The sequence below is a fragment of the Schlesneria paludicola DSM 18645 genome (genome assembly GCF_000255655.1).
GTDB lineage: Bacteria > Planctomycetota > Planctomycetia > Planctomycetales > Planctomycetaceae > Schlesneria > Schlesneria paludicola.
In genome coordinates, this window is the sequence record NZ_JH636435.1 from 1,692,152 (window position 1) to 1,709,959 (window position 17,808).

Consider the following 17,808-nt stretch of genomic DNA (forward strand, 5'->3'; position numbering starts at 1 on the left):
TAATCGATCTGCACTGTCAGAACTCGCCGGTCACTTCCCCCTTGGATCTTGTTCCCAGGGATCGCCACACCTGAAGGTCTGTGCTGCTGCTTCCCGCTCGCACTGAACCGTCCATCAGTAACAGGTGAGCCATGCCGGTATGAAAGCTTCGTGCCGTGACGGCCCCGTAGCTCAGATTCGTCGCGCTGTTTCCCAACCGCGTACTCATGTAGTCGACGTCCACCGTCGTCCCGCTGTTGACATACGCCGCTTTCGTATTCGGCGGGAAGGTGGTGGTCATCCCAGTTTGAACCAACATCCCATTGATCCACTGGGCATGCGCCAGATTCGCATCATAGGTACCGCCCAACGAAGTCGCGTCTGTAGGTGTCGCTGGCACCGGGGCGTTAGGCACATTGGGATTTCCACCGTCGTGCAGCAGGGCTTGGTATGTCTTGACCTCCGCGACTCCGATCGTATTGGACAGTCCGTCGGTGAAGTGCGCGGGATTGAGTCGAGAATTGACACCGAAGGCTCCATCCCCCGTGTCACCCGTATTCGGATTCCAGGCAAACCAGGTTCCGAAACTGACGGCGTAGTTGCTTGGATAGTAGGTCAGGCTTCCGGAGACATTCGCCCGATCATTGATGTCGCTGGGACACAGAAACATCGAAATCCGAGCTTGTGTCACCAACGGCTGATTCTTGTAGGTCGTCGAAAAGTCAATCAACGATTGCAGCGTCGCAAGATCGACATACGGCAATATGCGAGCGTGGGCCGAATAACTGTCGGAGACTTGATTCAAAGGCAGGACACAAGCCGGGGGAAACACGCTGTAGGCGTCCAAATAATTATGAAGCGCCAGACCGAACAGCTTGAGATTGTTCTTGCACTGAGTGCGTCGCGCCGCCTCGCGCGCCTGTTGTACGGCGGGCAAGAGCAGGGCGATCAAAACGGCGATGATTGCGATCACCACCAGAAGCTCGATCAGTGTAAAGGCCGCGCGGCGGCTGACTCGTGGTGGGGAAATGGTTGTTGCGATTTGGAAATCCCTCATTTGTGCCATCGGGGCGATTTCGGGCATCGCCCGCAGGTCGGTTCGCCTGGCCGTCGCGAGCACTTCGACCTGCCTGCTTTCATTTAACGTTTCGACTATATTTGTCCAAACAGATATCGTCAAGACAATTGTCATCTCGGAATCCGGAACGAATCGAGGCGCTGACGCGACGGATTCACCCCTGTGCCTTGAATCACCGACACAAGAAAGCCACGGCAGGGCATGGCAGCACAGCAACGCCCGTGCATGGTCACGCTCAAAAAGTTCGAGGGTCGAGGCCCGAAGGCTTTGCCGAAAGCCCGGGGCACTTTCAGCGTTTCGCTCGCCTCGTCCCGGCCACCCGCAGCCGAGCCGCACAATGAGTCGTGACACCGGACTAGTCGATCCACTCCGCGACGATCTCTTCGACATCCTCGCCTTCCAGCGTCTCGTGCGCCAGCAGGTGATCTGCCAGAGCGGCCAAGGCCGCCCAGAGCGCGTCTTTTTGCATCCGCCGGTAGAGCTCAACCGAGACCTGTTCCAGGTATTTCAATCGCTGCCGTTCATTCGGAAACAAGATCGCCGACGCTGACCAGGCCTCGCGCCAGTCGGCCGCCCATTCGGGGACGACTCCGGGGTGATAGGGATCGCCCGAGTAAATCATTTCGGCGACCGGCCCGGCCAGACACACCTGGACGACATTCTGCGCGAACTCTTTTTCACTCGCCGGTCGCCGCCAGCGAATCTGCGTGTCACCCTGCCGCGCGGGCCCATCATCATTGTCTGGATCGATCGTGACCTGCTTCACCTTTCCCCCAAGCAAATGGGCGATCAACGCATGGCCGGCTTCGTGATAAGCAATCAGTTCGGGCATAAGTCAGATTCGTAATTCCGTTAAGCGGTCGAGCTCTTTATAGGCCGCCCGAGATGCTGTCGTCGCTTCGGCAAAGAGTCAATGCTTGGCATCGAATCAACAGACGACTTCGATCTGGAATCGCTTACGAACGTTACGTATACTCACATCCAACCACGGATGGTCGATGCATTCCGGTGCCCCCTATGGGATCCCCAGCGAAAAGGAATTCGATGTTCAGGGTCTTCAAGCGAGCTTTCACGTCAAACCTCCAGACGGTCGCTCCGACTGCTAGCGAGCAAACATCACTGGAAGCAGCAGGAATCCGAAACCCAGTGCTGCAAGCGTACATGGCTTGGCGTTCAAGCCTGATGATCGTCGTCGTGATCTCGACAATTCTCAGCGCGGGCCTGTCGACATATCGCGAAGTCTTTGAAGAAGATGACCAGCCAGATGTTTTCGAAACGCTGGTTGCTCAGTTTTCAAAGCAGGCAAGTTCCACGCTGCCTGCCGCAACAAAACTCATTGACGGCATTGATCAGCGACCGGAATCCGACGCCATTTCAAATGACGCGTCTCCTGACGAATCAGAAAACGAAGATGCCGTCAAAGATCTCGCGAAGAAGCCGAAATCGGCATTTAGTCAGTTTGACGAGATGATCCACCTTGCCGCGCTGTATGTGCTGCCGATCGCCGCATTGATTGTGATCGCGACCTGGACTCAGTTCCGGTTTACCTATCGAATTCTCGTCTGTGCCTTCGCATTCTCGTTCCTCACCCCGATTCTGTTGTCGTTTTGCCCCTGGAGCTGGTGGGATGGCCCCAGTGACAGCGCAGATCTCCTTTCACCACTTGCCAAATCGGAACGATTCAAAGACGGACTGATCGAGGCACTCACCTATCTGTCGATGCTCTTGCCGACAGTTCTGTCACTTTTGCCCGGTGTGCAGAAAGCCTGTGTGCGGGTGAAAACACTTTTACCTCAAGCCACACTGCCCGGTTGGTTTCTTGTCGCCGCGGCGCCGTTTTATGGCCTGTTCCTCCTGGTGATTTTCGTGGCGGTGAACCAGGTATTTAGTCATCCGATGGTCCTGGCGGGGATGCTGCTGATTCTGTCCGCATCATTGATTTATGGGTTCCGAGCCAGCGTGTTTACGCGCCCTTTGGTGACCGATGCCGACTATCGACAGATGTATACCGTTCAGCGCACGGCCGGTATGATGACGCTGGTCGCTGGGGGATTGTTTTTCGCATACCTTCAAACGCACGACATCCTGGGGATTTATCTTTTGGGACTGGACCCGAAAACGTCGCTGCTGCAACCCCTTGACCTGGTGGAGTTCTTTCTGGAAATTACGGGGCGATCGATGTTCATGACGGTCTTCGGGGCCGATCTGTTTATGCAGATCAACCTCTCCGCCTGGAAGAGCACTCGTCAATTCGTCGGCTCAGCTGCTGCCGACGAGTATGACGCGATCATGTCGGCGACGGCAGACGCCGCTTGATTCGACAAATTCGACATCTTGCGCCAGCCATCAACGGACCTAGACGATTCAGGGATGTCGACGTCAGGTTGGAAGAAACCAGACAATGGATCGCACCGAGATTATTTTACGTTGTCATCGATGAGATAGTGCCAGGTTTTGGCCTGCACCTCTCGAACCAGAACGACTTCATCGTTGCTGTCGCGCATGGTTTCCCAGATAGCCCCGCGGAAAAAGAGTTCGAGGTGGATTTTCGGATCGATCTTACGCCCCGTATTCGGGTCGGTGAACTGCTGCTCGGCATAACCAATCGTGTCGTGCAGAATGAACGTGTCGCCATTTCCATCGGGAATCCACGCACTTTTGAACTTGTCCTGCACAATCTGCTCGGTATCACGATAACCAAAACGGATCGGTGTCGACCCCACATCGGGAATCATCCCATCTTCTTTGAAATCCGTGGTCAAACCTTTCGGATGTGTGGCACTGGGCGGAATGGCAAATTTCTGGCTGATCAAAATCTGGTTCTGGCTGGTTGCGGTCCATCGGTTGGTTTGCGGGTCCCATTCACCGTTTTGAAGCCACGCCTGACCGCGAATGTACTGTCGATACTCGAACTTGACACGTTCGCCTTCCGACAAGAGAGGATTCAGGCGAATCGTGACCTTCAGTCCTCCTTCCAGCCGCCACCAATCCTGGCCCAGATTCTTGTACTTGATGATCTTGAACGCGGGGCTGGTGAACTGAGTGAACTGAACCACCGGGTTCACTTGTGCGTCGCCGCCCCCCAGCGAGATCAGCTTGTGAGGAAATTGACGTAAGACACTCGCGTCTTGGGGGCGTCCGGCAAACTCCAGATCGCCGATCATATACCCCAGAGTTTCCGGGCCAACCATGCCATCCTTGGCGATCTTTCCATTCTTGGACTTCTGCCAGTTGTAGACCGCCTGAACCGCTTGCGAATCCCAGTTGCCCGTCAGGCTAGCACCCACGGTGAGCTGTATAACCCCTATCGCCTGCTGATTATATTTATGAGATTTGTTATAGGCGATCGCCGACACAACATTCAGCATACTATGACCTCGACGCGAGAAGCCGATCAAGTCGCCGCAGTGCATCCTGCGCCGATTCGTCTTCCGGAAGCACCTTGCCCCGGAAAAACAGTGGCCCGCACAAAACAGAATGGTCACCGTTCATCGTCCGTAGCGAGGGGCAACGGCCAGGTTTCCTCGATACATTGGAATCCTCAGTCCATCGACCAAAGCAAATCTTTCCATTGCCACGGAAAAACCAAGCCAGTCCCCGGCCTGTGAACGGTTACAACATGACGAGTAACGCACGATCCAGATCAGAGGACGGCAGATCAAAACATATCGTCCTGTGATTCAATAGTGATCATTCTCTCGAGAGAATTTCGAAATCGCCAATCTATATTGACCGTCTGATGCTTCGAGATCAATAGATTATCACAATTTAGCCATTTAGTAATAGTTATGCAGTGGTCGCCAGATCATTTCTGAACGCAAGACCAGTCCGATCTCCCACCGTAGTCACCGTTCACATCCCGAAGAGAGAGGGACAGGCACAATTTCCCGGTTCGGTAGAATCCGCAGTGCATTGACCAGAGCAACCCTTCCTTTTTCCGCGGGAACATGAGTCAGTCCCTTGCCTGTGAACAGTTACTCCACCGCAAGTGAACAAGGCGATTCGGTCCTCTTGCGAGAACGTCATTCGATTCACGCCGCAGATTGACCACGCCAAATGAACACCGTAGAGTCGATGTGCGATTCGCATGGTCGCAGCGACAACAATCAGGATCTCGACCTGGAGTTCTTCGAGCGAAATCCTGAGACCAGCCACTGCCATTCGCTGCACGTGGCCCTTGAAATCAAATTCTGCTCATCAACGATCGCCCGGAGCTCTCGCATGAGATCCTGCATTGCGTGTGTCGCGTGGTCTTTCGTCTGCGTCGTGACATCGTTCCAGACGGCTTCAGGAAACGATCATTCCGCATTCAATGAAACGTCATGGATCACGTTTTTGAGCCACAGAAGCGGGGACAGCCTGCTCTATCGCATGCGGCCCGATGGAAAGGAATGCCGGCCGATTTTCGGTGGGCCGATTAAGGATGCTCCCGGCATCGCCAATGGTCTGACGCTCTATCGCGAACCGCATTGGACCTGGCAAAGCCCGGATCGGCAGTTCCTGGTCAGTTGGGCAGCCGACACATTTCGTCCGCGCGGCGCGTCGCGAAGCCGATCACTCTTCAGCCTGTTTTTGGCTCGGACCGATGGCTCGGGTCCGTCACGCATCCTGGCCCCCCTTTGTGCGGAAGCGGCAGCCTGGTCGCCTGATTCCAAAAGAATTGCCTTCGCTTGTAGTTCGGCAGATGTCGAATTGGGGACAAGCGATGCAGGCCGCCCAAAAACGACACGCATCTACATTGTCGCCATCGACGGAACGACAGATGATATGATTTTTGAGCAAACAGGATACTGGCAGCCCGAGGACTGGTCTCCCGATGGCCAGAAACTGCTGCTGCTGGACTACCAGCGGACCAGTGCAAACATCTACCGATCGAATCTGGTGGAACTGGACCTCAACTCCGTCAAACGCAGCCAAGAGACGGCAGCGCCCATGCAGCAGTGGCAACGATCGCTCGTCCATCGAATGAAGCCGCTGCTTGGAGAAGCGGTTCCCGTCGCCTTGCATGGCGGGCGTTATTCACCCGACGGTCGTTGGATCGCGACGATCAGCTTTCCCAAGGAAGAAAAGGTCACGGAATGGCGGGCCCTCGATTTCGAGCTCGGGGTCATCGATCGCACGAACTACAGCTACCAGAAAGTGGCCCGATATCCGACAGGGCTGCGTGGCCCCATTTGCTGGTCACCTGACAGCCAATGGATTCTCTTTTCCCGACCCCTGGCGGTCGACGACAGTCGAGAAAAGTTGAATGGAACGTCAGCGACGAATCCCGAAAGCGAGCTAGGCATCTGGATGATTCGATTCGACGGCACGGGCGAGCGTTTTCTGACTTCGGGCTGGAGCCCCGATTGGCGCTGAGGAATTCATTTGAGCTTGCCACCGTCACTTCGAACATATCGGCAACCGGATTCAGCCCGCTCCGGGAACCGGCAAGGGACGAGTGGCTGGCAGCGTGTAATCCAATTCCACGGCGTCGCGAATCATCTGTCGACTCTCGCGCGGGGACACCCCTGGCAGTTCAGCAACTCGTTTTGCACTCGCAGCCAGCACCTCGTCTTTGATGCACTCGCGAAACCATTGTTCATAGTCACCCCGGTGAAGATGAAATTCCCAAGTGGCATCATCAACGCCATCCGCCAGTTGCAGAAAAATCATCAGGTTCTGCGCCCGCAGATTCAGACTTCCGTCCGCCCCTTGAAAATAAAAACTCTTTTCGAGAGGCAGTTCTCCCTCGGCATACTTGCGGTGGTGTCGATGCGATTCGAGCTTGCTGGGATATCCCTTCAGCTTCGTAGGACGCGATGGCGCGTCACGTCGCCATACCAGCAACTCGCCCGGTTCAAGGTGGATTGGCTTCAACTTCGGCGGCGCGAGATTCGCCGCAATGGCGAAGCTTTCGATCGTTTGATTCGCGCCCTGACCGACGACAATCACCGTGTCGATACGTTCGAGCAACGATTGAGCCAGCAAATTCGGCTCGACAGTGATAAACAGCATGTTGTGTGTCTGTTCGGGCAACAGCCCCGCCGGCGGCTTCCACTCCGCAGGCATCAGATGATGGGCTTCATCGAGAATGAGCCAATGCGGATGCCCAATCCGATTCCGCAGCGACATCAACTGAGGGATCAGCCCCAGGAAATAGGGTGGACGGTCTGAAATCGGCATCCCCGTCAGGCAGACGATCGCATTGGCAGATGCATCCTCGAGCAAGTGCAGCACTTCTTCGTCGCGAGGTAACCCCTTGGGTCCCCCCAAGACATTGACGCCACTCACGGCTTCGTAGTCACCTTCGGGATCGATCAGGCAAAACTGATAAGCCTGCTCCATCAACGCTTCAATGATGCGCCGCACAACCGTCGATTTTCCGCTGCCTGAAGGACCGCAAATCAGCACGTTCGGACCATACGGCGGCAGCCGAATTTCCCTTTCGCCGCTTTTCCCCAGTGCCAGACCGTGATCTTTGACCTGATCAGCATACGAGGCCAGGTCATCTCTCATGACGTTGCTAATCAGTTCCTCGACACCTGCTCCATGATCCGCAACGGTCACAAGATCGACGGCATCCTTCACGGATGGCAATGCATTGGACACCGCCACCGAAAACTCGCACATCCGCAGAAACGATTGATCGTTCTCGGCATCTCCGATTCCAATGACATTATGTTCCGAAATGCCCATCTCTTTCAGCGCTGCTGCAAGCCCGAGTGCCTTATTGACACCGGCAGGCAGAATCATGACGGCCCCCTTATTGAAGATGATTTGCAGCTCAAGACCCAAATCACGAATCGATTCCAGTACGACCGATTCGTGGGGCTGCCACGTGGCGATGATGGACTTGCCGACGGACATCGGTGCGACGCCACGACTCTTGAGAAGAGCGACCAGCTTTTCCGATGGCGGTTCGGTCAGCAACCGCTCTTCTTTGGTTGAGGGTCGGTACAGGAGACCACCGTTCTCGGCGACGACCCATTCGAACAAGTCGATCTTTGGAAAGATCGACAGCAGTTCGGGCAATTCGCGACCTGTTACAAGCACCAGATGCCGACCCGACGCGAGGAATTGGTTCATCGCTTTCAGTGTCGGTTCATCCACGTGGCCATCTGTCGCAAGTGTCCCGTCGTAATCTGTTGCTAGCACGTGATATCGCATTTGACCTCCACTTGGAAACGACCCCTGGAGATCGATAGGCATTTCCGATGCCAATCCCGAGCTTGCACACCACGATCATGACGAAATCGTAATTTCAGCAAAACAAGGTGTCAGATGATCAACCCGGCCGCCAGAAAGAGAACAAACTGCGTGCCGAGCGGTCCCGCTGCACGACCGGCGACCAGAAGGCCGGTCGAGAAGCGGATCACTCGACACCAATGGGAACTGTCCCGAATCAGCGTTGATCAATGGGGTGATCGTCACGCAAGTTCGTGATCGAGAGTTCGCCCTCGATATATGTGGCCTTCAAATACACACGCGCCTTCTCGTCAAGTTGAAGACCGCGGACTGCTCCGGCCTGGGTTTTTGCAGCCTCATTATCATCAAAGAAGTAGGCCCGATAAATTAACGACTTGGGGATGGACACTTCCTTCAGGCGACAGAACTCAAGGAGGCGCGCACGGTCCACTTCGAATTTCGTCACGTACAACTCCACTCGATGTCCGTCGATATCCAAAAAGCGGACCAGGTCGTACATCTCCTCAAGCTGAATTGGATCAACCGCGCGAAGCACAATCATCTCGGCAGTGCTCTCGTACTGTGGCGGCGGCGTGAATTCCAGGACACCAAGCGTGACGAGGATCAAGATCGGCAATGCGACGCAAAGCACACAGAGAATTCGGAGTCGCTTCATGCCCGGTGTCCACGTCATCGCAGCCTCACGCCTCCGTTGAGATGGAGCGGCTCATTCGTATTCTTGCTTCACAAGTCTGTTTCTTCCAGATCTTGTTCGAGGACCACTCGACGCTGCCCACGCTCAGCGATCAGCTCCACATTTTTCCGATCCGCTTTCTCACATCGGCGGTCGAAGCCACCGCCGTCTTACCATGATCCTCGACGGCAGGCCCAGAGGTCTTGATCGTTTTCGACTCAAACCACGTCAAAAGCTCATCCGGGATGAAACGTGTCCGCTGAGAATACGAGTGGCGGTCACTTTTGAAAGGTGAATGAAAGTAGTACCGCTGTGGGTGCAGAACATGCAAGTGCGACTTGGCTCGCGTGAGCGCCACATAAAACAATCGGCGTTCCTCTTCAATTTCTTCCACCGATTCCGTCGCCATGTCGGACGGAATGTTTCCGTCGGCGGCATGCAAGACATAGACCGATTCCCATTCCAAACCTTTGGCGGAATGAATCGTACTGAGCGTCAGATAGTCTTCATCCAACAATGGGTCGCCAGCAAAATCCTGAGTCGATGTGGGTGGGTCCAGCGTCATATCACTTAAGAATTGCGAGCGAGAGTCGAAACGAGACGCCATCTGTTCGATCTGTTCCAGGTCGCGCACTCGGACAAATGCATCATCATACTTTTGCTCCAGTAGTGGGGCATAAAATGTCCGAACGTGATGGATCTCGACCATCAGCCCCAACGGCTTCGCAGCCCGCCGCGACATCAGTCTCAACAAGGCAATAAACAGCGGCCAATGAACTGCCGCAGCAGCGGGCGGCTTGAAATCGCTCCAGGACGCGAGATCACCTTCGGCAGCCGTGATCGCTTGGACAAGTTGCGTGGCCTTTTTGGGACCGATCCCAGGCAACAACAGAAGCATCCGGAGGGCCGAAACGGAATCGCGAGGATTCTCGGCAAAACGCAGAAACGCCAGCAGGTCTTTCACATGTGCCGCCTCGACGAACTTCAAACCTCCATACTTGTGGAATGGGATATTCCGCCGAGACAGTTCCAGTTCTAGCGACAGGCTGTGATGTGCCGCCCGAAAGAGTACCGCCTGTTGCTTCAGTTCGACACCGGTCTCGCGCAGCGCCAACACTTGCTCGATGACGTAGTTTGTCTGCTCATTCTCGTCGAGACAGCGCACCAGATAGGGCTTACCACCGCCAGTTCGTTTGGACCAGAGAGTTTTGCGATGCCCCTCGGCCGCCAACGCAATCACGCGATTGGTCGCGTCCAGAATGGGTTGCGTCGACCGATAGTTCTGTTCCAACGGCAGAACGGTGGTCCCCGGGAAGAGTGTGGGAAAGTCCAGGATGTTCCGCACCGTTGCTGCGCGAAACGAGTAGATCGATTGCGCGTCATCGCCCACGACGGTCAGCCCGCGTCCTTCGGGAGCGAGCCCCTTCACAATCTCGGCCTGCAGCGTGTTCGTATCCTGATACTCGTCGACCATCACACGGTCGAACTTCCGTCGAACGAGTTCACCACACGCCGGTTCCGTCATCATGAAGTGCCAGAACAGTAACAGGTCATCGTAGTCGAGCGTCTGCTGCTGTTCTTTACGCTCGCTGTAGGCGTTGAACAATTTCTTGAGCCCGTCGGCCTGGTCGGCCACCCAGGGAAACGATTCTTTGAGAACCTGTTCCAGGGGCAACTGCGTGCTGACAACGCGGCTGTAGACGTCCAGGCACGTTCCTTTGAGTGGGAAGCGTTTGTCGGCTTTCGCAAGTTCGAGTTCCGCTCGCAGCACGTTCAACAGATCTTCGGCATCGCTCCGATCGATGACCGTGAATTCGGGCTCCAGTCCAATCAGTTTTCCGTGCTGTCGCAGCAGCCGAGTGGCCACGGCATGAAACGTACCTCCACACACGTCTCGCGACGCAGACGCCGTTGGATTGCCCGTCCGCTGCGAGACCTTTTGCTGGCGAACCAGAATGGAATCGACACGCCGCAGCATCTCGGCGGCCGAACGTCGGGTGAACGTGAGCAGCAAAACTCGTTTCGGATCGATACCTCGGGCAATCTGGGCCGCGACGCGATGTGCCAGCGTCGTCGTCTTTCCCGTCCCCGCACCAGCAACAATCAGCAGGGGACTGTCTCCGTGCAGTGCTGCCGAGCGCTGCTCGGGATTGAGTGTGGACAAGAGATCATCAAGACTGGGTGACGTCTCGGCTGTCGTCCGTGACATGGTGGTTTCCTTCAGGCGAAATGCCGCGCCAGCGCGGATGCGAGTCGAGCTTCAAACCCAAAGCGACAAGCCGATGAACTCGCCGCGAGCAGGCCAACGCGTCAGCGGGCGATACACACGAACCTGTCAGTACAGATTGGCTGTGGCACTAGGCACTTCAAGTCTGAATCGTAGAATATCACAATCGTCCCAGTCATCCCATGAACCTGAAACATCCTGACCACGTAGGCGTCGTTCGAATTCAACGCGATAGACTCCCTCGAGCGACGGGCAAGTTGCGGCCAAATCGCGTCAGACGGAGTGAGGACACGAGAAACCCCAAGTGTCCTGATGATGGATAATCGGCTTGGAAAAAAGGAAAAGGCGATGACCACGTCCCCCAATCAATTGCTCACGGCCATCGAGTACGATGAGTTAACGACGAAAGTTGTTAACGACGAAAAAACCAAAGCGATTGCGATCCTGGTCGGCGATTGTGAGGTCGCACGAATTGGATGCCTGCAGATGGAGCGGCCATTGGCCCGCGTCTCGCACGACGGTCGCAGTGTCGAAGTGTTTCCCAGCCCTGGTCTGCCCGACGGATTTTCGATTGCCTGCAAAGGCCACGAGGACGCCATCATTATCGCCGAAACGCTCGACAAGATGTTCGAAGTGGCTTACACACAACTGATGGAGCACCAGACGTAATTCACGACTGACATCGAATTCCGTCAGGCCCGCTCAGTTCATGCGCTGGCGGATGAGTCCTTACGCGAAGTCCATTCCTCGAGCGGTTTCCGACAGGCCTGCCATTCTCAGGCATCCTCAATCGATGGAACGCCAGGACGATGGTCGGGCAGTTCGATCAAGACAGCCCTGAGTGCCGCGCTCAGATCATCGCGACGCTCCCAAGTCGACAACTCAATCCACTCCAACTCGACAACGTCCTCCAACGCAGGGCGACCAAACTGAATCTCTGTCAGAATCACAGATCGCCATTCGCCAGAATGACGAAACTCAATCGGCCGCCCAACCGAGTCACGATCGACCAGAATATCAAAACGATTCCAGGGCCCGAACTGGATTGGAACGCCACCAGCCTCTTCCCGCAATTCTCGAATCAGAGCTTCGTCCCGCGTTTCGCCGGGATTCGGCGCGCCTCCAGGCAGGTCCAACAAACCCGTGTAGGGACCACGAGCCTTTCGGACCGTCAATACCTGGAACTCTTGGATCACGACCGCATAAACGCCGAAATGCGTGTGGACAGGCCCCATGATGCTTGCTCAGTTTGATGGAGAGTCTTTTCAGGTCGCAGAGCACTCAGTGACGGGCTTTCGGCTGCCTCGGAAAGAACGCGTTAGTTCGCTCACGATACGATGCATAATCGGGCCGGCGTTCGTTGATGTCGCGTTCCAAGAGTGAAACACCTGATACCTTTAGCAGTAAGAACGACATCAGCAACGGACTGAGAATTGTCCAGCCGGCACCACTGTTTGCCGCAACCAGATACATTCCCCACCACACGCAGAAGTCGCCAAAGTAATTCGGGTGACGAGTGTATCGCCAGAGTCCGCGGTCCATCACTTTACCTGCATTCGCAGGGTTGGACTTGAACCTGGCCAACTGAAAATCTCCAACGGATTCGAACAGGATACCAGTCGCCCACACGGCGATCCCGAACAGGTCCAGCAAGCCGATCGGATTCAACGACTTCTGTACCGCCGTCACCTGCTGTGGCCATGAAATGAACCACAGCAAAATCCCTTGCAGAATAAAGACAATGATCAGACTGAACCACCAGAAGCGCGGACCATAGTAGGTTCGCATCGCGGCATAACGCCGGTCTTCGTCATGGCCCCAATTGCGCCAAAGCAGGTAGATCGATAAACGCAAGCCCCAAACGGTTGTCAGCACGGCAAGAAGGAGGGGACGGAATGTGATGGGCGGGTTCAAAAGCAAGGAAGCCCAGGCCACGATCGCGAATCCCGCGCCCCAGAAAGCATCAACAATACTGACATCCCGTTTTAAGGCACTGATCATCCACAGTAGGAACAGGCAACCGATGATCAAGATCATCGTTGTCGATTGCGTGACGATCAGTTCTTGAAGTCGCGACATCTCCGAAGGTGCTTTCACGGATTACTTGCGATGCTCTAAGAGTGCGTGTGTGACATACCACTGACATCCATGCGCCAGGCCGAATAACTCAGCGACCGCAATAAAGAACATCCTCCATCGATGGAGCCAGCGTCTGCCAGCGACCGCTCCATAAGTCTGTTCCAGAATTGGAAGGATCTCTGCGCGATTTCGGTCGAGGTTGTTTAGCCAGGCATTCGATGTTCGTTCGTAGTGCTGACCATCCCACGTCCACCGGCGTGTCACGATCAAGTCTCGAGAAAAATTCTCGAGCAATCGTTCGTCGGGCATGATCCCACCGGTGAAGAAGTAACGGCCCATCCAGTTGACATCGCCGTTCGTCTCAAATGGATATCGCCGCACATGGTGACAAAAGTGATGCACAAACAGCTTCCCAGTGGGAGCCAGCCAACGGGAGATTCGAAAGAGAAGTTCGTCAAAGTTGTGCATGTGTTCAAACATTTCCACCGACACAACGCGATCGAATGCTCGAATCTCAAGATTGTTGTCGACGAGCGTAAAATCATTGATATCCGCCGTGACGACGCGCAGATTCCGCAGTCCGCGGGCGGCGGCTTCGGATTCGATGAACTGCCTCTGTTTATGCGAATTCGAAACAGACACGATACGGCTGTTTGGATAGTGTTCGCTCATCCATAGCGACAGTGATCCCCAGCCGCAGCCAAGTTCCAGTATCGCCTGTCCGTCTCGCAGTTCGGCATGGTCACAAGTGATTTCGAGCGCAGCACGCTCGGCCTCATCGAGGGATGTGTGCGGCGACGAGAAGTAACAGCAACTGTACTTCCGGTGCGGACCGAGTACTTTCGTAAAAAATTCCGGCGGCAGTTCATAGTGCTGTTCGTTTGCCGCATCGGTACTCAGAGCGATCGGTCCCGCCTGAAGAGAAGCAAGAAACGCCTCATTCGCATTGGGATCAGCGTCATCGGATGCACCAAGAAACGAAGTGCAAAGCCTTCGAATTGCAAGCCGCGTCACCGCATCGGGAACCCAGCCACGTTCAATTGCTTCAATACCTGTCTTCAATGCACTCATGGATCAACCTGTTGCAAACGACCGGAAGGCGCTCTTTTTCTCGATGGTGGTTGCCAGTCAACGGACGCCCATTCTGCAGCTTGCGCGCTCAGGCGAATCGGGTCACGACGACATTGCGGTTTGTCGAACTGCACCTGCAGTACACCTCCATACCGCTCCTCAAAGACCGCCTCGCAATAACAGAGGTAGTATGTCCACATTCTGATGAACTGACGTGAATAGCCCATCTTCCGAATTTCGTACTCGCACTGATGGAACTTCTGCCGCCAGCAACGAAGAGTCTGCGCATAGTGCGGCCCGAAATCCTCGCCATGCACGAACCGCAGGTTCGTCGTTCTACCAGCAGATTCCAGCATCGTGCCCAAGCTGGGCAAGCAGCCACCTGGAAAAATGTAGCGTTGGATGAAATCGACATTTCGCAAATACTGATGGTATCCACGTTCGGGCAGAACGATGGCTTGAAGCACCATGCTTCCATCAGGTCGAAGCAGTTCGCCGCATTTGCGAAAAAAGGTGTCGAGGTATCGGTAGCCGACCGCCTCGATCATTTCGATCGAGACCAGTTTCTGGTATTGCCCGGTCAGGTTGCGATAGTCTTCTGAAATTAAATTGATTCGATCTGACAGACCTGCCTCGTCAATCCGTTGACGAGCGAACTGGAATTGCTCAGGTGAAATCGTCGTCGTCGTCACGTGACAGCCATAGTGTCGCGCGGCATGAATCGCGAATGCGCCCCAGCCAGTACCGATCTCGAGAAGATTATCGTCTGGACCAAGTTCAAGCTTGCGGCAGACACGATCGATTTTCTCAATCGAGGCATCTTGCATTGATGCTTTTGGCGTCGAAAAAATGCCGCTCGAATACGTCATTGTCTCGTCAAGCCATAGTCGAAAGAAATCATTTCCAAGGTCGTAATGCGCCCCGATATTTCGCCGACTTCCTTGGGGGCTGTTCGCGTGCCACCAATGGTAAATCCGCCGTGTCACCCCTGTGAGTAAATTGAATCCCTCGCTCATCCGGGTCGTCGTTTCCATATTCCGAATGAAGATCCGAAACAGGGTCGTCAAATCCGCACAGTCCCAGTCACCACCCAAATAGGATTCCGCAACAGAGAGCGTGCCACCCATGAGTACGTCTCGAAAAAAACGTGGATTGCGCACAACGATCGAAGCCTGCAGATCGGCAGCCTCACCCAGTTTGACTTCTTCACCGGCACCACTGATCGAGATCTGGCCGTTCCGAAGCCGCTTGAGCCCTGACAAGAGGGCTCGCCGTGCAATTTTGTCCAAACCGTGAACCGGATCAACCGGCTTCGGTGAGATTTCGAGGGATTCGGTCATTGTGCTAACTCCTCAGTCGGAATCGGTTGCGAAGTGCTATCGGGACTGGAACGGGCCTTCGATCGATCATCCGATGTCAACGGATGTGGAACGTACGGGACCCGTTTTCGCCATAGGCGCCACGCCTGCCAGTAGATTCCCACAACAACTTGGATCGTCATCAGGGGGTATCGACAGAGAACGCGTGCAAGCTGCCACGAATTGAGTGGTACGCGCCGAAGGTCTAAGACCGCATCGAAGAGTTTTTGATCGTCCGACCAGTTCTCGATCCCGACACAAAGATCCTGCTCTGGAGGAGACAACGTCCAGAAGTAGTCCATATTCATTGTGAAAAACGGAGAGACATGAAAGTCTTTCGCGACGCGCCGTGAAAGACGTTTTCGACCGGCACCAAGGGGCAGTTCATGTCGCGTGTCGAGCACATAGCAATAGCGTTCATTCCATGGTGTGTTCGAGACCTCAGCGACAACGGCCTGAATCTCCTTTTCCTCCAAGTCGTAGCAATAGAAGAAACTGACGGGATTCATCTGAACGCCAAAGTAGCGCAGGTGGGTTAGCAAGCGAATTGGACCACCTGGGCGAAAACCAAGTCGTGTTTGAATCAGATCACGAACGGAATCCGCCAACGGTTGCACCGGCGGCCCCAAATGGTCTTCACGACGATACCATGCGAGACTGAATCGATTTGTCGACCACAACCAGCGACCACGAAACACCGACGTGAGTTCATCAAGATCAAGCAACAGCAGAAACAATCGATACTCAAACGCATGAGGAACCGGCGCGTATCGGCGATGCCGCACGCCGCCCTCATAAAGACAACTGCTCATGGTCATGACACGGCCCCCTTCGCCAGCGAGGCCACAACGGGCTTCGCACTCGGCTGCAGGGCCGCCGCGACTGCCAATCCGCTGGTCACTCCCGCTTCATGAAATCCATTGCCCCAATAGGCTCCACAAAACGAAGTCCGATTGGCGGTCAAAAGCTCGACGTGTCGAGCCTGGGCAGCGGACCTTTCCGCGGTGAATACCGGATGGTGATATTGAAAACGCCGTAGCACCAACTTTGGGTCAATCAATTCGTCATCATTCAACGTCACACAGAAGGTGTGATTCGACCGAATGCCCTGCAACATATTCATGAGATACGTCACGGTCGCGGCATCGGGAGAATTGCGGGAAATAAGGTAGTTCCAACTGGCCCAGGCTCGACGACGTTTCGGAAGGACTGACCTGTCGGTGTGCAACACGGCCAAATTCGTCTGATAGGGTATTCGAGAGAGGATATCGGTTTCGACCGATGTGGCTTCCGCACCAAGAATTCTCAGGGCCTGATCGCTATGACACGCGAAGACCACATGATCGAACTGCTCACGTTCACCCTGAATTGGAGTCAACTCGACAATCTGCGCGTGGCGACGAACCTGCACAATCGGAGAATTGAGGCGCACTTGACCGCGGAATCGATTTAAGAGGGCTCGCACGTAGGTCTTCGAGCCATGATCAATGACTTGCCAAGTTGGTCGATTGGTAAGAGTTAGCAATCCGTGATTGTCATAGAACTCAATCACAAACCGTACAGGGAATTCTGAAAAGACCCCGCAAGGACACGACCAGATCGCCGAACCCATCGGCAACAAAAACTGCTCAGTGAACTCTCTGGAAAATCGATGACGCTTAAGAAACTGACCAACAGTGAGTTGTTCGTCAAGTTCCTCAATTGAAGTCACGGCATCTCGAAAAAATCGAAGAATGTCCAAGACCATCCGGTAAAAGCCGGGGCGAAGCAAGTTTCGAGGCTGCGCAATCAGTCCTCGGAAGGATTCGCCGCTGAACTCCACGTTCGCGCGATCATCCCTCACGCTGAAACCCATGTTGGTTGATCGGTAACGGACACCCAACTCTTCAATCAGCCGAACGAAGTTGGGATAAGTCCGATGATTAAACACGATAAACCCGGTATCGATCGCATGATGCTCGCCATCAATTTCGACATCGACCGTGTTGGTATGCCCGCCAATGTAGTCGTTGGCCTCGAATAGGGTCACATCATGGACGTGCTGCAACTGGTCCGCGGCGACGAGCCCTGAGATCCCTGCTCCAACAATTGCGACGCGCATGTCACCACCCAAACAAAACGTTCACAACGTCCACATTTGATCATAGACAGGGTG

At 54.8% G+C, this 17,808-nt stretch carries 15 protein-coding genes; 3 read left to right on the top strand and 12 right to left on the bottom strand.

All coding sequences use genetic code 11. From position 1 onward, the window contains the following. Nucleotides 1–16: 16 nt before the first annotated feature. Together OSO_RS0124625 and OSO_RS0124635 are read right to left on the bottom strand one after the other, a co-directional pair. Complete coding sequence (locus OSO_RS0124625) at nucleotides 17–1,171, bottom strand: DUF1559 domain-containing protein (RefSeq protein WP_169328673.1); 1,155 nt, start codon at nucleotides 1,169–1,171, stop codon at nucleotides 17–19. A 241-nt stretch (nucleotides 1,172–1,412) separates the two neighbouring features. Then, entirely contained in the window at nucleotides 1,413–1,889 is a 477-nt protein-coding gene (locus tag OSO_RS0124635) for a M50 family metallopeptidase (protein ID WP_010585729.1), read from the bottom strand. Between the two features lie 212 nt (nucleotides 1,890–2,101). Between OSO_RS0124635 and OSO_RS0124640 the strand changes: the two genes are divergently transcribed. Further along, nucleotides 2,102–3,373 carry a hypothetical protein gene (locus OSO_RS0124640; protein ID WP_010585730.1) on the top strand — a complete coding sequence of 424 codons (1,272 nt, stop codon included), beginning with the start codon at nucleotides 2,102–2,104 and terminating at the stop codon, nucleotides 3,371–3,373. A 101-nt stretch (nucleotides 3,374–3,474) separates the two neighbouring features. Here the strand turns inward: OSO_RS0124640 and OSO_RS0124645 are convergent, their stop codons facing one another. After that, nucleotides 3,475–4,425 carry a hypothetical protein gene (locus OSO_RS0124645; protein ID WP_029247428.1) on the bottom strand — a complete coding sequence of 317 codons (951 nt, stop codon included), beginning with the start codon at nucleotides 4,423–4,425 and terminating at the stop codon, nucleotides 3,475–3,477. Between the two features lie 853 nt (nucleotides 4,426–5,278). Here OSO_RS0124645 and OSO_RS0124650 point away from each other — a divergent pair. Then, nucleotides 5,279–6,415: a TolB family protein gene (locus OSO_RS0124650; protein ID WP_157605428.1), complete on the top strand. Its 1,137-nt coding sequence runs from the start codon at nucleotides 5,279–5,281 to the stop codon at nucleotides 6,413–6,415. Nucleotides 6,416–6,466: 51 nt separating this feature from the next. On the opposite strand, the gene OSO_RS0124655 is transcribed toward OSO_RS0124650, so the two are convergent. The 3 genes from OSO_RS0124655 to OSO_RS0124670 all read right to left on the bottom strand — a co-directional run bounded on the left by OSO_RS0124655 (nucleotide 6,467) and on the right by OSO_RS0124670 (nucleotide 11,127). Continuing rightward, nucleotides 6,467–8,206, bottom strand: coding sequence for an HAD family hydrolase (locus OSO_RS0124655; RefSeq protein WP_010585733.1), 1,740 nt, complete (start codon nucleotides 8,204–8,206; stop codon nucleotides 6,467–6,469). Between the two features lie 235 nt (nucleotides 8,207–8,441). After that, nucleotides 8,442–8,900 (bottom strand): hypothetical protein, encoded by a 459-nt coding sequence (locus tag OSO_RS0124665; protein ID WP_157605429.1) that lies wholly within the window; start codon nucleotides 8,898–8,900, stop codon nucleotides 8,442–8,444. 130 nt (nucleotides 8,901–9,030) lie between these two features. Next, nucleotides 9,031–11,127, bottom strand: coding sequence for an ATP-dependent helicase (locus tag OSO_RS0124670; RefSeq protein ID WP_010585735.1), 2,097 nt, complete (start codon nucleotides 11,125–11,127; stop codon nucleotides 9,031–9,033). A gap of 366 nt (nucleotides 11,128–11,493) precedes the next feature. Here OSO_RS0124670 and OSO_RS0124675 point away from each other — a divergent pair, with 366 nt between their 5' ends. Next, on the top strand, nucleotides 11,494–11,814 hold the full coding sequence (locus OSO_RS0124675) for a hypothetical protein (RefSeq protein ID WP_157605430.1): 321 nt from the start codon (nucleotides 11,494–11,496) through the stop codon (nucleotides 11,812–11,814). A 107-nt stretch (nucleotides 11,815–11,921) separates the two neighbouring features. Here the strand turns inward: OSO_RS0124675 and OSO_RS48515 are convergent, their stop codons facing one another. The 6 genes from OSO_RS48515 to OSO_RS0124705 are packed head-to-tail and all read right to left on the bottom strand — an operon-like array spanning nucleotide 11,922 to nucleotide 17,754. Beyond that, entirely contained in the window at nucleotides 11,922–12,380 is a 459-nt protein-coding gene (locus OSO_RS48515; protein ID WP_010585737.1) for an NUDIX domain-containing protein, read from the bottom strand. 46 nt (nucleotides 12,381–12,426) lie between these two features. Next, the gene (locus OSO_RS0124685; RefSeq protein ID WP_010585738.1) at nucleotides 12,427–13,224 is read right to left on the bottom strand and encodes a DUF1295 domain-containing protein; all 798 of its coding nucleotides are present in this window, start codon (nucleotides 13,222–13,224) and stop codon (nucleotides 12,427–12,429) included. 21 nt (nucleotides 13,225–13,245) lie between these two features. Then, nucleotides 13,246–14,295, bottom strand: a complete 1,050-nt coding sequence (locus tag OSO_RS0124690; protein WP_010585739.1) for an SAM-dependent methyltransferase — start codon at nucleotides 14,293–14,295, stop codon at nucleotides 13,246–13,248. After that, the gene (locus OSO_RS0124695) at nucleotides 14,292–15,635 is read right to left on the bottom strand and encodes an SAM-dependent methyltransferase (protein WP_010585740.1); all 1,344 of its coding nucleotides are present in this window, start codon (nucleotides 15,633–15,635) and stop codon (nucleotides 14,292–14,294) included. The genes OSO_RS0124690 and OSO_RS0124695 overlap by 4 nt, the downstream gene beginning before the upstream one ends. Next, nucleotides 15,632–16,471: a DUF1365 domain-containing protein gene (locus OSO_RS0124700; protein ID WP_010585741.1), complete on the bottom strand. Its 840-nt coding sequence runs from the start codon at nucleotides 16,469–16,471 to the stop codon at nucleotides 15,632–15,634. Before OSO_RS0124700 ends, OSO_RS0124695 begins: the two co-directional genes overlap by 4 nt. Next, nucleotides 16,468–17,754, bottom strand: a complete 1,287-nt coding sequence (locus tag OSO_RS0124705) for an NAD(P)/FAD-dependent oxidoreductase (RefSeq protein ID WP_010585742.1) — start codon at nucleotides 17,752–17,754, stop codon at nucleotides 16,468–16,470. The genes OSO_RS0124700 and OSO_RS0124705 overlap by 4 nt, the downstream gene beginning before the upstream one ends. Nucleotides 17,755–17,808 lie beyond the last annotated feature (54 nt).

Coding starts and splice junctions, on each gene's coding strand:
- OSO_RS0124625 (WP_169328673.1), bottom strand. CDS start 1,171: ATGACAATTGTCTTGACGATATCTGTTTGGACAAATATAGTCGAAACG.
- OSO_RS0124635 (WP_010585729.1), bottom strand. CDS start 1,889: ATGCCCGAACTGATTGCTTATCACGAAGCCGGCCATGCGTTGATCGCC.
- OSO_RS0124640 (WP_010585730.1), top strand. CDS start 2,102: ATGTTCAGGGTCTTCAAGCGAGCTTTCACGTCAAACCTCCAGACGGTC.
- OSO_RS0124645 (WP_029247428.1), bottom strand. CDS start 4,425: ATGCTGAATGTTGTGTCGGCGATCGCCTATAACAAATCTCATAAATAT.
- OSO_RS0124650 (WP_157605428.1), top strand. CDS start 5,279: ATGAGATCCTGCATTGCGTGTGTCGCGTGGTCTTTCGTCTGCGTCGTG.
- OSO_RS0124655 (WP_010585733.1), bottom strand. CDS start 8,206: ATGCGATATCACGTGCTAGCAACAGATTACGACGGGACACTTGCGACA.
- OSO_RS0124665 (WP_157605429.1), bottom strand. CDS start 8,900: ATGAAGCGACTCCGAATTCTCTGTGTGCTTTGCGTCGCATTGCCGATC.
- OSO_RS0124670 (WP_010585735.1), bottom strand. CDS start 11,127: ATGTCACGGACGACAGCCGAGACGTCACCCAGTCTTGATGATCTCTTG.
- OSO_RS0124675 (WP_157605430.1), top strand. CDS start 11,494: ATGACCACGTCCCCCAATCAATTGCTCACGGCCATCGAGTACGATGAG.
- OSO_RS48515 (WP_010585737.1), bottom strand. CDS start 12,380: ATGGGGCCTGTCCACACGCATTTCGGCGTTTATGCGGTCGTGATCCAA.
- OSO_RS0124685 (WP_010585738.1), bottom strand. CDS start 13,224: ATGTCGCGACTTCAAGAACTGATCGTCACGCAATCGACAACGATGATC.
- OSO_RS0124690 (WP_010585739.1), bottom strand. CDS start 14,295: ATGAGTGCATTGAAGACAGGTATTGAAGCAATTGAACGTGGCTGGGTT.
- OSO_RS0124695 (WP_010585740.1), bottom strand. CDS start 15,635: ATGACCGAATCCCTCGAAATCTCACCGAAGCCGGTTGATCCGGTTCAC.
- OSO_RS0124700 (WP_010585741.1), bottom strand. CDS start 16,471: ATGACCATGAGCAGTTGTCTTTATGAGGGCGGCGTGCGGCATCGCCGA.
- OSO_RS0124705 (WP_010585742.1), bottom strand. CDS start 17,754: ATGCGCGTCGCAATTGTTGGAGCAGGGATCTCAGGGCTCGTCGCCGCG.